We start from the raw sequence: 14,145 nt of genomic DNA on the forward strand, positions 1-14,145 counted from the left end.
CGATGATGGCTCCTATTCGGCGGCGGATTTGGCCGGGTTGCCGTAGAGGCGAGTGGGTTTTTCAAAGCCGCAGGCTGTGCCGTCGGTGATCTTCACCTGGTCTTCCCAGGGCAAACGATAGCGGCCTGCTGCCAGATCGTGCATGTAGGTATAGGGCGCGTCCTGCGCCCCACCGGCAACCGCGACATAGCCACGATGGCCGAGCTGGTAGATGTTGTTTTCCACGCCCCAGCCGAGGCGCGCCTCGCGCACCAGATCGGGCCGGACCTCGGCGGTGATGATCTCGTTGACGCGGCCTGATGTGCCATGGGCAATGATTGAGCCGTCGAAATTGCAGATCATCCCTTCACCCATGCTGTCGAATGTGCCGTCCGAACCGCACATGCAGACATTGGCTGTGACCATCAGATTGCAGAAGGCGTTGGACTGGTTGGTGAAGCGCCAGGAGTCGCGGATCGGTGCAGTATAGCCCGCCGTGCGGATCATGATTTCGGCGCCCTTATAGGCGCATTCCCTCGCCATTTCCGGGAACATGCCATCATGGCAGATGATCAGCGCCAGCTTGGCGCCCTTTGGCCCGTCGATGACGGGAATGCCGAGATCACCCGGCTCCCATGGCTCGACTGGCACCCAGGGATGCATCTTGCGGTAATAGAGCTTCAGCGCGCCGGTATCGTCAATGATAATGCCGGAATTATAGGGCATGCCGCCGGGATTATATTCCATGATCGAGAAACAGCCCCAGATGCGATTCTGTTTGCAGGCGGCCTTGAAGGCGGCCACTTCCGGCCCATCCATCCGGCACATGATCTCGGGGTTGATGTCCATCGACAGGCCGTGCAGGGCATATTCGGGAAACACCACAAGATCCATGCCTGGCTGGTTGCGCCGGGCTTTGGCGACCAGATCGACAATCACCTGGGTCTGGCGGGCCAGATCTTGCGGCGTGACGGTGACGGGGAGCTGTAATTGTACGAGGCCGATGCCGACGCCGTGTTCCGATTTGTTCAATCCGCCCAATCCGTTCATGGGAACCTCCTGTGCTTTATTTCGTCAAGGAAAGCGCCGCCGGTGCCCCGGACAGCGCCCGTGTCGGTGACGATGTGATGATGAGAATGATCAGGGTCAGCACATAGGGTGCGGCGTAAAACAGATAATAGCCCTCGCCGACGCCCACCGATTGCAACGCCGGGCCGAGCGCGCCAGCCCCGCCGAACAGCAAGGACGCCAGCACGCAGCCGAGCGGGTTCCAACGCGCGAAAATCACCAGCGCCACCGCCATCAAGCCTTGGCCCGACGAAATCCGTTCGTTCCAGGAGCCGGGATAAAACAGCGACAGATAGGCGCCGCCCACCGCCGCCAGCGCCCCGCCTGCCATGGTTGCCAGCAGGCGTACGGTGTCCGGGTTGATGCCCATGGCACGCGCCGCATCCGAACTGTCGCCGACGACCCGCAGGATCAGACCGATCCGGGTATTCTTCAGCGCCCACCAGAGCGCCAGCGCCAGCACAAGGCCGATGACGAACAGGATGTTGATGGTCAAAGCCGCCTGGATCTGTGGCAGGTGTGACCAAAAGCCGAGGGAAATCACCGGCAGTTTCGGGGCGACCGGCTGGATGAAGGGTTTGCCGAAGAAGAAAGCGAGACCCAACCCGAACTGCATCATCGCAATGCCGATGGCGATGTCGTTGACCTTCGGAAACTTGCAGATAAAGCCATGCAGCAGGCCAAACAGCGATCCGGCCACCATGGCCGCAGCGACGCCAGCCCAGGGCGAACCGGTCATGACCGCTACGGCATAGGCGGCCATGGCGCCAAACACCAATGTGCCTTCAAGGCCGAGATTGATACGGCCCGACCGCTCCGTCAGGGTTTCGCCGAGACTGACGAAGATGAAGGGGGTGGAGACACGGATGGCGCCCGCCACTATCGCCAGCGGCACGCCCCAGAGGCCAAGTGCGCTATCGTCCATCACGTCTCTCCTTTTTCTGTGGCTTGTTGCTTCCAGAGGTCCGGATTAAAGATGCGGAACCGGCCATACAGCGTTTCGCAAAACAGGATGACCACGAACAGCGTACCTTGAAGCACCAGGACGGTGGCATCCGGCATGCCCATGCGGCGCTGGATCAAGCCGCCGGATGCGGTGATGCCGCCAAGAAAAATCGCGACGGGAATGATCGCCAGCGGATTTTGCCGGGCAAGGAAGGCGACGAGAATGCCGGTATAGCCATAGCCTGCCACCAGCGCGCCATTGGCGCTGCCCTGCACGGCGGCCACCTCGATCATCCCGGCAAGACCCGCAAAACCACCGGCTAGCGCGGTAAAGCCGACGATCAACCGCCCAACCGGCAAGCCCTGGATCTGGGCCGCGCGCATATTGCCGCCAGCGATCCGTGCTGCAAACCCGATGCTGGTCCACTCGATAACGATATAGGAGAGGATGCAGGCGATGACGCCGACCGCCAATCCCCAATGCACGTCCATGCCAGGGATCTTGCCGATCATGTCGGCGGCGGGCAAAGGCAGGGTCGATGGCTTGTTAAGGCTGGCTGGATCGCGCAGCGGCCCTTCGATCAGATGGTTCATCAGTGCGATGGCGATATAGGCCAGCAGCAGCGAGGATATGGTTTCATTGACGCCGCGATAATGTTTCAACGCTCCGGCAAAACCGATCCACACACCGCCTGCCAGCATGGCGCACACGCCCATGACCAGCCAGAGGAGAGGCGGATTGAAGCCCGGCGCTAGCGGAACGGCGATGGCCGCTGCCGCCAGGCCGCCCAGCACCAGCGCGCCCTCTGCGCCAATGATTGTCAGGCCGAGGCGGGCCGGAAGTGCCACGCAGAGTGCAGTCAATAGCAGCGGGGCTGCCCGGCTAAGGGCGTTTTGCAGCGAAAACCACGAGCCGAAGCCGCCCGCAAACATCAGCTGGAACAGTTGCAGCGGCGATTTGCCGATAGCGGTGATGAACAGGCTGAACAGGCCAAGCCCGATCAGCACGGCCAGCAGCGTGATGGCCACCGGCTCAGTGCGGCGGGCCAGCCATTCCACGAAAGGGCGCAGCGCGTGACGTCCCGCAGACTTGGGCTGCAAGCCATGCGGCAGGGGTGTCCGGCTTTCAGGTGTCGTGGTCATGGCCCGCGCCTCCATTGGTTCAGCCCATCGACCCCATGACGCCTTCGACCAGATAGTTCATGCTTTCCAGCTCTATGGCATCTTCGGCATAGTCCTTGCCCGAGGGTATAACGACATTGCCCTTGTTGTCCTTCTGTCCGCCCTTGAAGACGGAGAAACCGCCTGCCTTCATGGTGGCAAGCGTCGCCTCAAACTTGGTGCGGGCCTCAGCGGAGACGCCGGGGCCAAGCGGGCTCATCTTGACGAACCCGTCCTTCAACCCGCCACGCACGAAATTGCCGAGCTTTTCGCCAGCCTGCGCCTTCTTGACGAAATCGGTATAGACATTGCCCCAGGCCCATTCTGCGCCGGTCAGATATTTTTCAGGCGCCAGCGGGCTTTGGTTGGCATGGTAGCCGCAGACGAAAGCGCCACGGCCAGCGGCGGTCTGCACCACGACCTTCGGGCTATCGACATGGCAGGTAATGACATCAACGCCCTGGTCGACCAGCGCATTGGTCGCTTCTGCCTCCTTGACGGCCAGCGACCATTCACCGGTGAAAATCACCTGGCAGGTGATGGAGGGATCGACGGAGCGGGCGCCGAGCAGGAAGGCATTGATATTCTGCACCACCTGCGGAATGGGCTTGGCGGCGACGAAGCCGATCTTCTTGGACTTGGTCGCATAGGCGGCGGCAATACCGTTCAGATATTGGCCCTGGAAGATGTAGCCGAAATAGGAGCCGGTATTGTCGGGGTTCTTGCCCTTCTGCCAGAGACCGCCGCAATGGCGAAACTGCACGTCAGGATATTTCTGCGCGACCGCCAGCATATGGGGGTCGAAATAGCCGAAAGAGGTCGGAAACAGCAGGCTGGCGCCATCCAGATTGATCATCGATTCCATCGTCTTCTGGACATCGACGGTCTCAGGCACATTTTCTTCCTCGACCACTGTCACGCCGGACAAGGCCTTGACCACGGCAGCGCCCTCGGCATGGGCCTGGTTATAGCCGTAATCATCCTTCGGTCCGACATAGATGAAGCCGACGGTGAGATCGGCAGCCTGCGCGGAACGCAGCATGCCGGGAGCAGCGATGGCGGCTGCGGCACCCAGAGCGGAGGTTTGCAGGAAATGGCGGCGGGTAAAGGAAGGCGATCTGGTCATCGGTGGGTTCCCCTGTTTGATCCGGCTCTCGTCCGGTGCGGATGATTTGAGAAAGTGTATGCAATCACCATGCCAGATCTGAAAGGCTCGCTTGAAAGGAGTTTCCTGGCGGTCTTTCGTTGATATTAGTGCATCTGTATGCACTTTTAAAATTCAGATGAATATTTTTTGAGCGCGACTATTAAATTTGCTAAATCCTTCGGGGAAAAATTCCTGATCTCGCAGGAAAGTTGTGTATTTTTATGAAAATCGTGCTTTGATATCAGTAGGGCAGTGGGTTAACGTGCCAAAACAAGTGATTTTTAAAACTGCATACAGACGATCATAAACTGGGAAATCTCAATGAATCAGCCGAGGGTGCGCGAACTTGTTCGTGCCGGCAATACGGTCGAACAGTTGGTGCGCGCCATTGCCGACCTGATTATCGTCGGTGACTTGAAGCCGGATGATAAACTGGATGAAGGATCGCTTGCCACCCGTTTTGAGGTGTCGCGCACGCCGGTGCGCGAGGCGCTGCGGCAATTGTGCGCCATGGGATTGGTGGAGCGCAAGCCGAACAAGAGCGCTGTTGTCACCAACGTCACCGGCCAGTTCCTGACCTCGATGTTCGAAGCCATGGCGGAGCTTGAGGCTGTTTGCGCCAGGCTTGCGGCGGAGCGCATGACGCTGGAGGAGCGCCGGGCGCTGGAGCGGATGCACCGCTCATCGATCCGCATCGTGCAGGCCGGGCAGACCGAGGATTATTCCGCATATAATATTGAGTTTCACAACCGGATCTATCAGGGTGCCCATAACCAGCATATTCTGGAATTGGTGACGCAGACCCGGTCGCGGTTGGCACCGTTTCGCCGCGCCCAGTTTCGCTTGACGGGTCGCTTGTCACTGTCGTTCCAGGAGCATGAGGCCATCGTCAATGCCATCCTGCGCGGTGAAAAGACCGCCGCTGCCGAAGCGGCCTATCGCCATGTCGAAATTGTTGGCGACGCCAGCAGCACATTGACCCAGCACACGGTTGGCAGGGACTAAACCCTGGAAATCCGGGTGTCATGGATTGATGCGGTAGGTTCTCACCAGTTCCGGGTCCTGTTGCAGCGTATCGAGCCAGGTCGGGTCGAGTTTTGGAACCGAGGAAAACAGCAGTTTGGAATAGGGATGCTGCGGGGCGGCAAGCTGTTGGGGCGAGATTTGTTCGACCTTCTTGCCCGCATACATCACCACGATCTCGTCGCAGATCGCTTCCACCACCGATAAATCGTGGCTGATGAAAATGTAGGACAGGCCGAGTTCGCGCTGCAGTTCCTTCAAAAGTTCGATGACGGCGGCAGCGACCACGGTGTCGAGCGCCGAGGTAATTTCGTCGCACAGGATAAGCTTCGGTTCCGCCGCCAGTGCACGGGCGAAATTGACCCGCTGTTTCTGGCCGCCTGATAGTTCCGAGGGGCGGCGATTGCGCAGCGATTGCGGCAGATGCACCATGTCGAGCAATTGATTGATGCGGGCATCGCGTGCCTTGCCCTTCATGCCATGATAAAAGGTCAGCGGGCGACCAAGAATTTCCTCGATGGATTTCGCCGGGTTCAGCGCCGTGTCGGCGGATTGGAAGACGATCTGCATTTCGCGCAACTGGGTGCGGGTGCGGTCGCGGGCATGGCGGCCCAGTTCGCGGCCATTGAAAATGATATGCCCTGCCGCCAATGGCAGGAGACCGGCAATGCTGCGCGCCAGGGTGGATTTACCGCAGCCGGATTCGCCGATAATGCCGAGGTTGCGGCCATTGCGCACCGTCAGGTTGACCGACTGCACGGCCTGAACGAGAGGCAGGCCATCCGGTTGCAGGTCGCCATAGCCAGCAATCAGGTTTTCGATTTCCAGCAGGGGCTTGAGGCTCTTGTCTTCGGCAAGCGGTGTTGTGCGGGGCTTCGGTTCAAAGGCAGACAGAAGTTCGCGGGTATAGGGATGTTGGGCATGCGCCAGCAAATCGGTAGTCTTGCCACTTTCCTGCACTTCTCCGCCCTTGAGCACGATAATACGATCGGCAATCTGGGCAACGACGGCAAGATCATGGGAGACATAGACCCCGGAAATACCGTCCTTGCGCATCACCGATTTGAAGGCCCGCAGCACTTCGATCTGGGTCGTCACATCAAGGGCGGTGGTCGGCTCGTCGAAAATCACCAGTTTTGGGCCGCCGATCAGGGCCATGGCTGCTGAGAGGCGCTGCAATTGACCGCCGGAGACCTGATGCGGATAGCGTGAGCCAATGGTTTCCGGATTGGGCAGCGACAGCGCCCGAAACAGCGCCACGGCGCGGGTGCGGGCTTCCTCCTTTGACATCAGGTCGTGAATGCGGGTGACCTCGATCACCTGATCCATGATCCGGATGGCCGGATTGAAGGCCGCCGCCGCCGATTGGGGCACATAAGCGACATCGGTGCCGCGAATACCGGCGCGATCACGCTCGGAAAGTGCGGCCATATCCTTGCCCGCAACATTGATCGAGCCGCCGGTTATTCGGCATCCGGGGCGGGTATGGCCCATCAACGTCAGGGCGATGGTGGTTTTTCCAGAGCCACTTTCGCCGATCAAGGCAACGATTTCGCCCTCCGGTATGTCCAGGCTGATGCCCTTGATGATCTCGACCTTGCGGCCGGAATCGGTGGTGGCCTGGACCTTCAGGTCGCGGATTTCCACGAGGTTTGCCATCATGCGCTCCTGTCGCGGATCTTGCGGGGAAGATTATCGATCAGCATGTTGACGCTGATCGTCAGGCTGGCAATGGCCAGTGACGGGAAAATCACCGCCGGTGCCGCAAAGGGCAGGCCGCCGATATTTTCACGCACCAGCGCGCCCCAATCCGCATTGGGCGGCTGGACGCCGAGGCCCAGGAAGGAAAGCCCTGAAAGCAGCAACACGATGAAGACAAAGCGCAGACCAAAATCCGCCAGCACCGGTCCGGTAATATTCGGCAGGATTTCAGAGCGGATAATGTAGAAAATAGTCTCGCCCCGGATGCGTGCGACGCTGATGAAATCCATGGCATTGATATTGACGGCAAGGGCGCGGGCAAAGCGATAGGCGCCGGGCGTGTAGATCACCGACAGGGTCATGACCAGAACCGGGATCGACGACCCGACGGCGGCGACCACGACGAGGCCGAAAAGCTTGCTGGGAATGGAGTTCATCGCATCGAGAAAACGGCTGAGCACGGTATCGATCCAGCCACCGGCGACGGCGGCGATCATGCCGAGCACGACGCCGGAAAAGCAGGCAATGGTAACGGCGGCCAGCGAAATGCCGACCGTGTAGCGCGCACCCATGATGATACGCGACAGCATGTCCCGACCGAGATAGTCGGAGCCCAGCCAGAGCGTGTTGCTCATCGGCCCGAAATAGTCGAAATCAACGATCTCACCGACCGGATGCGGAATGAGCAAAGGTGCGAATACCGCTACCAGCGCCCAGGCGCTGATGACGGTCAGCCCGGCAATGCCAACGGCATTGATGCGATAGCCGAATGACCGGCGTCTGCGAGCGATTGGTGCTGTTGATGGCGTCGCGTTCGATGGCGTCGCGTTCGATGGCGTCGCGTTCGATGGCGTCCCGTTTAGTGGCGTCATAGTCATCGCAGCCTCGGATTGGAGAGAATGGAAACGATATCGGCAATGGTGATCAACACGAGATAGCCGACGCAGAAAATCATCGCGCAGCTCTGGATCAGCGGCAGGTCACGGGTGGCGACGGCATCGACCATCAGCTTGGCAATACCGGGATAGTTGAAGATCGTCTCGACGATAATGACCCCGCCAATCAGATAGGACAGCGACAGCGCCATGGCATTGACGATTGGCCCCAGCGCATTGGGCAGCGCATGGCGCAGCACGATGCGGCGGCGCGATGCACCTTTCAGCAACGCCATTTCCACATAGGGCGTATCGAGGGTTTCGATCACCGCTGCCCGGGTCATGCGGATCATCTGGGCCGAAACGCCGAAGGTCAGGGTGATGACGGGCATGGCATAGACCCGCACCAGACCAGCAAAACTATGAACCTCATTGGCAAAAGACAGCGCCGGCAGCCATTTCAGATAGACCGCAAACAGCAGAACGGCGGAGGTGGCAATCATGAATTCCGGCACGGAAATCACCCCAATGGTCACCACGGTGACGCAGCGATCATAGAGGGAGCCGCGCAGCATGGCCGATGTAATGCCCAGCGTCAGCGCAATGGGAACAGCCAGGAGGGCGGTGATGCCTGCAAGCTTCATGGAATTGACCAGACGGCCGGAAATCAGCTCGGCAATCGGCATGTTATTGGCGTAGGACGTGCCGAGATCGCCTTGCAACAAGCCCGTTGCCCAACGCAGAAAACGCAGGATTGCGGGATCGTTGAGATGCATGGCCTGGCGCAGGCCTTCGACGGCTTCAGGCGTCGCGGCCTGACCGAGCAACATGGTTGCCGTATCGCCTGGCAACAGCGCAGTCGCCATGAAAACGGCCAGCGACACGATGATCAATGTGATCAGGGCGATCATCAGCCTGTTGACGACAAGGGAAAAGGCTCGGGCGTTCACGCACATGCTCCAGCTTGGTTAGGGCTATCAACCTTCGGCGATTACTCGGGTACTCGGGTACTCGGGTACTCGGGTGATCGGAATGCGGCTGACCGTCATAATATGCTGCCAGGCTGGCAAACGGTTTTGCCGCGATGCGCCGGATAAAGCACGCATCGATCCAAAGCCATTTGCCAAGGCCCGCTCGTAGAGGGTCTGCCGAATTGGTATCAGGCTTCCAGCCAGACATATTCGGCGAAGGCATAGCCCATCATGCCACCCAGCGGGCTGGGTTCAAGCCCTTTTAGCTTGGCGGTGATGGCATCGACATTGGAAAGATAGGCTGGAATGACCGTGCCCGCTTCCTCTGCGATCATCACCTGCATTTCGCCGTAGATTTCCTTGCGCTTGGCCTGATCGAGAAGGCCACGCGCTTCGAGCAGCATCTTGTCGAATTTCGGCGACTTATACTGGCTTTCGTTCCACGGAGCATCGGAGGAATAAAGCAGCGAGAACAGGATATCGGGGGTCGGGCGTGGGTTGATATTGCCGAAATGGACCGGTGCTTTCAGCCAGTATTTGTCCCAGTAACCATCGGAGGGCACGCGCTGAACATCGAGCTTCATGCCGATTTCGGCCGCCGATGCCTGGATGATCATTGCCATGTCGATAGAGGAGCTGGCAGCTTCCGACGCGATGACCGGGATGGACTGGCCAAGCACGCCCGCCTTCTGGAAGTGGAATTTAGCCTTGTCGGGATCGAAGGCCTTCGGCTTCAGATCAGCATTGTGATAGAAGCTGGCAGACGATAGCGGCTGGTCATTGCCGATTTCACCAAGGCCGCGCATTGCCGATTTGATGATCTGCTCCCGGTTAACGATCAGCTTCATGCCATCGATGAAGTCTTTCTTGTTGCCCGGCGCCATATCCATGCGCATGTTGAGATTGGTGTAATTGCCCGACGTCGTCTTCGACAGCACGAAACCGTCCTGGGTATCGACCAGACGCATGGAGCGCGGATTGATGGAGGCGGCCAGCTGGATATCACCCGACAGCAGCGCGTTGACGCGGGCATTGTCCTCGCTGATGGCGAAGAATTCGAAACTGTCGACATTCGGTCCGCCAGCTTTCCAGTAATTGCCATTGCGCTTCATGATCGAGCGGACGCCGGGCTCGAATTTTTCGAGAACGAAGGCACCGGTGCCATTGCCCTTGGAAAAATTCGTGGTGCCATCGGCAACGATCATGAACTGGTGGATGGCGAGAATGGACGGCATGTCGGCATTGGCATGGGCCAGGGAGATTTCTACGGTCTGCTTATCGATGGCCTTGATGCCGGTCATCTGGGCGGCGATCTTGGCAACCTTGGAGCCAGTGGCCGGATCGAGATGGCGCTTCAGCGAATAGACCACGTCGTCTGCGGTCAGCGTCTTGCCGTCGTGGAAGGTCACGCCGCTTTTCAGCTTGATCGTCCAGACCTGAGCGTCCTTGCTGTCAACCGATTCTGCCAGCTCCATCTGCGGAGCGCCGGATTTGTCGAGAATGGTCAGGCGGTTATAAAGCGCGCAGCAGCGCACATAGTCGGTGGAGAGCGAGGCCTTGGCCGGATCCAGCGTATCGGCATTGGACGCAGAATAGCCGGCGGCCTTCAACGAACCTCCCTTGACCGGCGTTGCGGCGAGCGCGCTTGAGGCGCGCCCCATGATGGAGCCAGCGGCGGTGAGGGCAACGCCACCAGCCAGCATCATCTGCATCAGTTCGCGGCGGGTGGCACCACGGCGAATGGCATTTTCCACCATGGCATCGTCAGCGCCAGTCCAGTTTGTTGTCTGCTTGTCTGTCATGACATTCCCCTTATTGTTGTTGACTGTGTTGCGTGCTTTTTTGTTTTCCTGTGTCAGGGAGAACCGGTTTCTCTTTTCCCTGACACATTCGAGTGGCACGTCATTACGTATTGCCTTCAGGCCGCGCGGTCCTGCTCGACAGCGTCAGCAAGAGCGGCCATGGAGGTGAAGTGAAAATCGGGTTTCACAAAGGCTTCAGGCTCGATCGTGCCGCCATAGCCTTTTTGAGCATGGCGCCGCTCGATCCAACAATTGGTCAAGCCAAGCTGCCGTGAAATGCCGATGTCGTGATACTGGCTTTGCGCCACATGCAGAATATCCGCCCGGCTGTTGCCTTCCGATTCCACGAAAGCGAAAACTGTTTCGAAAAACGCTGGATCGGGCTTTTCCGTGCCGGTGTCGTCGGTGGTGAAGGCCGTATGAAAAGGCTCGCCCAAAGCCTCATCGAAATAGGCAAAGGCCCAGCGCTGTGCATTGGTCATGGCAATCAGCCGGTAACGGGTTTTCAGCCGCGCCAGCGCCGCAACACTATCGGCAAATGGCTTCCAGTCGGTGACGGAGCCGCGCAGGCGCTCGCCAAAGGCCGCCTCTGCCGGCAGGCCGAGGGCCGCGGCGATCTTCAGGTAGACCCGCGCAAGATCGTCAGGAAAAAGCAAGGCTTCATCGTCATAGCGGGCCGCACGATAGAGCGACAGTGCGTGTTCCCCATCCACCGCCACACCGGTCTCAGCGGCAATCTCAGCGAGGCAATGGGTAATGCCGCTCTCAAAATCAATGAGCGTGCCAACCACGTCGAAGGTGAGATATTTGAAATCCGCAAAGGCCTTTGCCATCATTGCATCCTCTGGCTTGCACATCTTCATGCATCAGGCCCGGCAAATGCCGCACCTGTCATTCATGATCCCTTGGCTTCCTCGCTTGCTTTTGTTTTTATCTGGCTTTTGTTCTTATCTTGAATGTGCCCTGGCATTTTCTACCAGGGAACATCAGAAGTATTACAGGAGCTACGGGCTGTTTCTTCCCGAATGCCGATCTTTAGACGGCAGAAAATTCTGAATCTGATCGTTCGGCAGTATTTCGCCCGACCCGCTGCTGTCTCATGCCATGGCGGAGCGAACGTCCGGGTCGGCCAGCGTTTGATCCAACGTCTTTTTGGTGCGCTCGACGATGGCGTCGATTTCGCTTTCCGTGCAGCACAGCGGTGGCGCATAGCCCAGAATGCCATTGGCAAAGGCGCGGATGACGAGGCCATTGTCCCATGCGCGTTCAAACACCCGGGTTGCGGGGGCCGCAGCGGCAGGCAGCGGTGTCTTTTTGTCCTTGTCCACCACCATTTCAATGGCGGCCAACATGCCGCGACCGCGCACATCGCCCACCAGTGGATGGTCCTTCAGGCTTTCCAAGCCGGCAATCAGGCGCGCACCCATTTTGCGACCGTTTTCCAGCAAGCCGTCCTCGTAGAGCTTCAAAACAGCCAAACCAACGGCGGCACTGACCGGATGGGCAGAATAGGTATAGCCGTGGCCAATCGCTGTCGATCCGGCACCATCGGCAATGGTGTTGTAGATTTTATCGGACAGGAACACTGCACCCATTGGCACGTAGCCAGAGGTGAGGCCCTTGGCGGTGGTCATCAGATCGGGCACGACGCCGTCGTCTGCGCAGGCAAACAACGGGCCGGTGCGGCCAAAGCCGGTGATGACTTCATCGGCGACAAACAGAATGTCCAGCTCAGAACAGACATCCTTCATGGCTTTCAGCCAACCATCTGGCGGCACGAGCACACCGCCGGAGCCTTGAATGGGTTCGACATAGAAGGCCGCTACGCGCTCCGCACCCAGTTCCTCAACCTTTGCCCGCAAGGCGGCAACAGAAGACGCGATAATGGCTGCCGGATCATTGCCCACCGGGTTGCGATAGGCATAGTGCGACGGAATTTTATGCTGCCAGTCAAATGGCAGGCCGAATCCGGCGTGGAACAGTGGCAGGGCGGTGAGGCCCGCGCCGACCGTGGATGAGCCATGATAGCCCTGTTCCACTGAGATGAACTGATCCTTCTGCGGCGTGCCCTTGCAATGGTAATAGTAGCGGATAAAGCGAATGGTGCTGTCCACCGCATCCGAGCCGCCAAGGGTGAAATAGACGTGGTTGAGATCGCCTGGTGCGCGGTCTGCCAGTTCGGCCGCCAGCCGGATGGCGGGTTCCGAGCCAAGGCTGAAATAGCCGGTGGCGTAAGGCAGCTCCCGCAGCTGCTTGGTGGCGGCCTCGATGATGCTTTCCTGACCGTAGCCAGCATTGACGCACCACAGACCCGCAAAACCATCCAGCAATTGATGGCCGTTGGCATCGGTCACGGTGGCACCTTTTGCGGATTTCAACACGCGCACGCCTGCCTTTTCATGGGTGCGATAGGACGCAACCGGATGCACCAGATGGGCGCGGTCCAACTCAATCAGGGAATTGCTCAACATTATCAGATCTCCAAATTCAGCCGAGTGCTTGGCTGGCGAGTGCATAGGTTTTCACAGAAGCGGATTCATTCGGACCAGTCGGTGCCGCATTGCGGCGCATCGGCACGCCACCACCCACGTGAACAAGGCCCTGTTGCGTCAACCACGGCGCAAGGCCGGTTGCGACTGTTGTGTCGACGCGCAGAAATGACCCGGCTCTTGCTGCAAATACAAAGGACAACAGTGCTTTTGCATCGTCCTGATTGGCGGCCACCACCGGCCCTGCCACTTCGCCACGACCAAAGGGACGCAGGGCGATATAGCCGGTGATGTTGCCAGCATCCCTGACAATGGCAAACTTGCCCGTTTCCGCGAGTTTGTGAAGGAGATTACGCCGATCCGCCCTGAAGGCCTTCGTATCAAGGGCGGCCAACTCTTCAAGCACATCGTCCTCGGCCCATGAGACCGCAGATGTGTCGAACGATAGCTTCTGGACAAAGCCCTGATGCTGGATGATGTCACCAGAGGCAACAAAGCCAAGCTTTTCATAGAGCGGCAGGCCATCTTGTGTTGCCACCAGACGGCATTCGCGGCCTTCCGCAGCCTGCAAGGCCATATCCATTAATTTACGGCCAAGCCCGCGGCCGCGCATGGAGGCATCGACAATGACCATGTTGATGGTGGCGCAGGTCTCTCCATACAGCGTCGCCATGGCGGTTCCCACCACGCGATCCCCTTCGAGCGCCACAAAGCCCTTGCTCAAGGATAGCACAAAAGCCCAGTCTTCCCGGCGGTGCGGCCACTCAGCTTGCTGTGACAGCAAAAATGCGCCGTCTATGTGTTCCGGTCCAAAGGAAATAATGTCGATCTGGCTTGCCTGCATGCCACTATCCTGAAATCTGTTTTACGACTTTTCATTGATAGCCTTGGCGGCAAAGAAGATCATCCTGACGATGGTGCGTCCTTGGTATGTTTGGCCGTTCCGACCGATCATCGCCGCATCTTATGCCGTGTGCTCGCATT

12 protein-coding genes are annotated in these 14,145 nt (G+C 58.8%); 1 reads left to right on the forward strand and 11 read right to left on the reverse strand.

The genetic code is table 11. From position 1 onward, the window contains the following. Positions 1 to 12: 12 nt before the first annotated feature. From G6L01_RS20655 to G6L01_RS20670, 4 genes are read right to left on the reverse strand one after another with little or no spacing between them, the layout of a single operon-like run. On the reverse strand, positions 13 to 1,029 hold the full coding sequence (locus G6L01_RS20655) for a formamidase (RefSeq protein ID WP_070165452.1): 1,017 nt from the start codon (positions 1,027 to 1,029) through the stop codon (positions 13 to 15). Positions 1,030 to 1,045: 16 nt separating this feature from the next. Continuing rightward, positions 1,046 to 1,972 (reverse strand): ABC transporter permease, encoded by a 927-nt coding sequence (locus G6L01_RS20660; RefSeq protein WP_070165453.1) that lies wholly within the window; start codon positions 1,970 to 1,972, stop codon positions 1,046 to 1,048. Next, positions 1,972 to 3,135, reverse strand: coding sequence for an ABC transporter permease (locus G6L01_RS20665; protein ID WP_234891975.1), 1,164 nt, complete (start codon positions 3,133 to 3,135; stop codon positions 1,972 to 1,974). Before G6L01_RS20665 ends, G6L01_RS20660 begins: the two co-directional genes overlap by 1 nt. A 19-nt stretch (positions 3,136 to 3,154) precedes the next feature. Beyond that, entirely contained in the window at positions 3,155 to 4,279 is a 1,125-nt protein-coding gene (locus G6L01_RS20670) for a BMP family ABC transporter substrate-binding protein (RefSeq protein ID WP_070165454.1), read from the reverse strand. A gap of 342 nt (positions 4,280 to 4,621) precedes the next feature. Between G6L01_RS20670 and G6L01_RS20675 the strand changes: the two genes are divergently transcribed. Beyond that, positions 4,622 to 5,305 carry a GntR family transcriptional regulator gene (locus G6L01_RS20675; protein ID WP_070165455.1) on the forward strand — a complete coding sequence of 228 codons (684 nt, stop codon included), beginning with the start codon at positions 4,622 to 4,624 and terminating at the stop codon, positions 5,303 to 5,305. Between the two features lie 18 nt (positions 5,306 to 5,323). On the opposite strand, the gene G6L01_RS20680 is transcribed toward G6L01_RS20675, so the two are convergent. The 7 genes from G6L01_RS20680 to G6L01_RS20710 all read right to left on the reverse strand — a co-directional run bounded on the left by G6L01_RS20680 (position 5,324) and on the right by G6L01_RS20710 (position 14,005). Then, positions 5,324 to 6,982, reverse strand: coding sequence for an ABC transporter ATP-binding protein (locus tag G6L01_RS20680; RefSeq protein ID WP_070165729.1), 1,659 nt, complete (start codon positions 6,980 to 6,982; stop codon positions 5,324 to 5,326). Further along, a complete protein-coding gene (locus tag G6L01_RS20685) occupies positions 6,982 to 7,902 on the reverse strand; it encodes an ABC transporter permease (protein WP_420359836.1) in 921 nt (306 codons plus the stop codon). Before G6L01_RS20685 ends, G6L01_RS20680 begins: the two co-directional genes overlap by 1 nt. After that, the gene (locus G6L01_RS20690) at positions 7,899 to 8,855 is read right to left on the reverse strand and encodes an ABC transporter permease (protein ID WP_156550419.1); all 957 of its coding nucleotides are present in this window, start codon (positions 8,853 to 8,855) and stop codon (positions 7,899 to 7,901) included. The genes G6L01_RS20685 and G6L01_RS20690 overlap by 4 nt, the downstream gene beginning before the upstream one ends. A gap of 203 nt (positions 8,856 to 9,058) precedes the next feature. Next, complete coding sequence (locus G6L01_RS20695; RefSeq protein WP_070165733.1) at positions 9,059 to 10,672, reverse strand: ABC transporter substrate-binding protein; 1,614 nt, start codon at positions 10,670 to 10,672, stop codon at positions 9,059 to 9,061. Between the two features lie 116 nt (positions 10,673 to 10,788). Further along, entirely contained in the window at positions 10,789 to 11,505 is a 717-nt protein-coding gene (locus tag G6L01_RS20700; RefSeq protein WP_070165735.1) for an HAD-IA family hydrolase, read from the reverse strand. A gap of 264 nt (positions 11,506 to 11,769) precedes the next feature. After that, the gene (locus G6L01_RS20705) at positions 11,770 to 13,143 is read right to left on the reverse strand and encodes an aspartate aminotransferase family protein (RefSeq protein WP_070165737.1); all 1,374 of its coding nucleotides are present in this window, start codon (positions 13,141 to 13,143) and stop codon (positions 11,770 to 11,772) included. A 16-nt stretch (positions 13,144 to 13,159) separates the two neighbouring features. Then, complete coding sequence (locus G6L01_RS20710; protein WP_070165457.1) at positions 13,160 to 14,005, reverse strand: GNAT family N-acetyltransferase; 846 nt, start codon at positions 14,003 to 14,005, stop codon at positions 13,160 to 13,162. Between the last annotated feature and the right edge of the window lie 140 nt (positions 14,006 to 14,145).

The organism is Agrobacterium vitis (genome assembly GCF_013337045.2).
GTDB classification, from domain to species: domain Bacteria; phylum Pseudomonadota; class Alphaproteobacteria; order Rhizobiales; family Rhizobiaceae; genus Allorhizobium; species Allorhizobium vitis_B.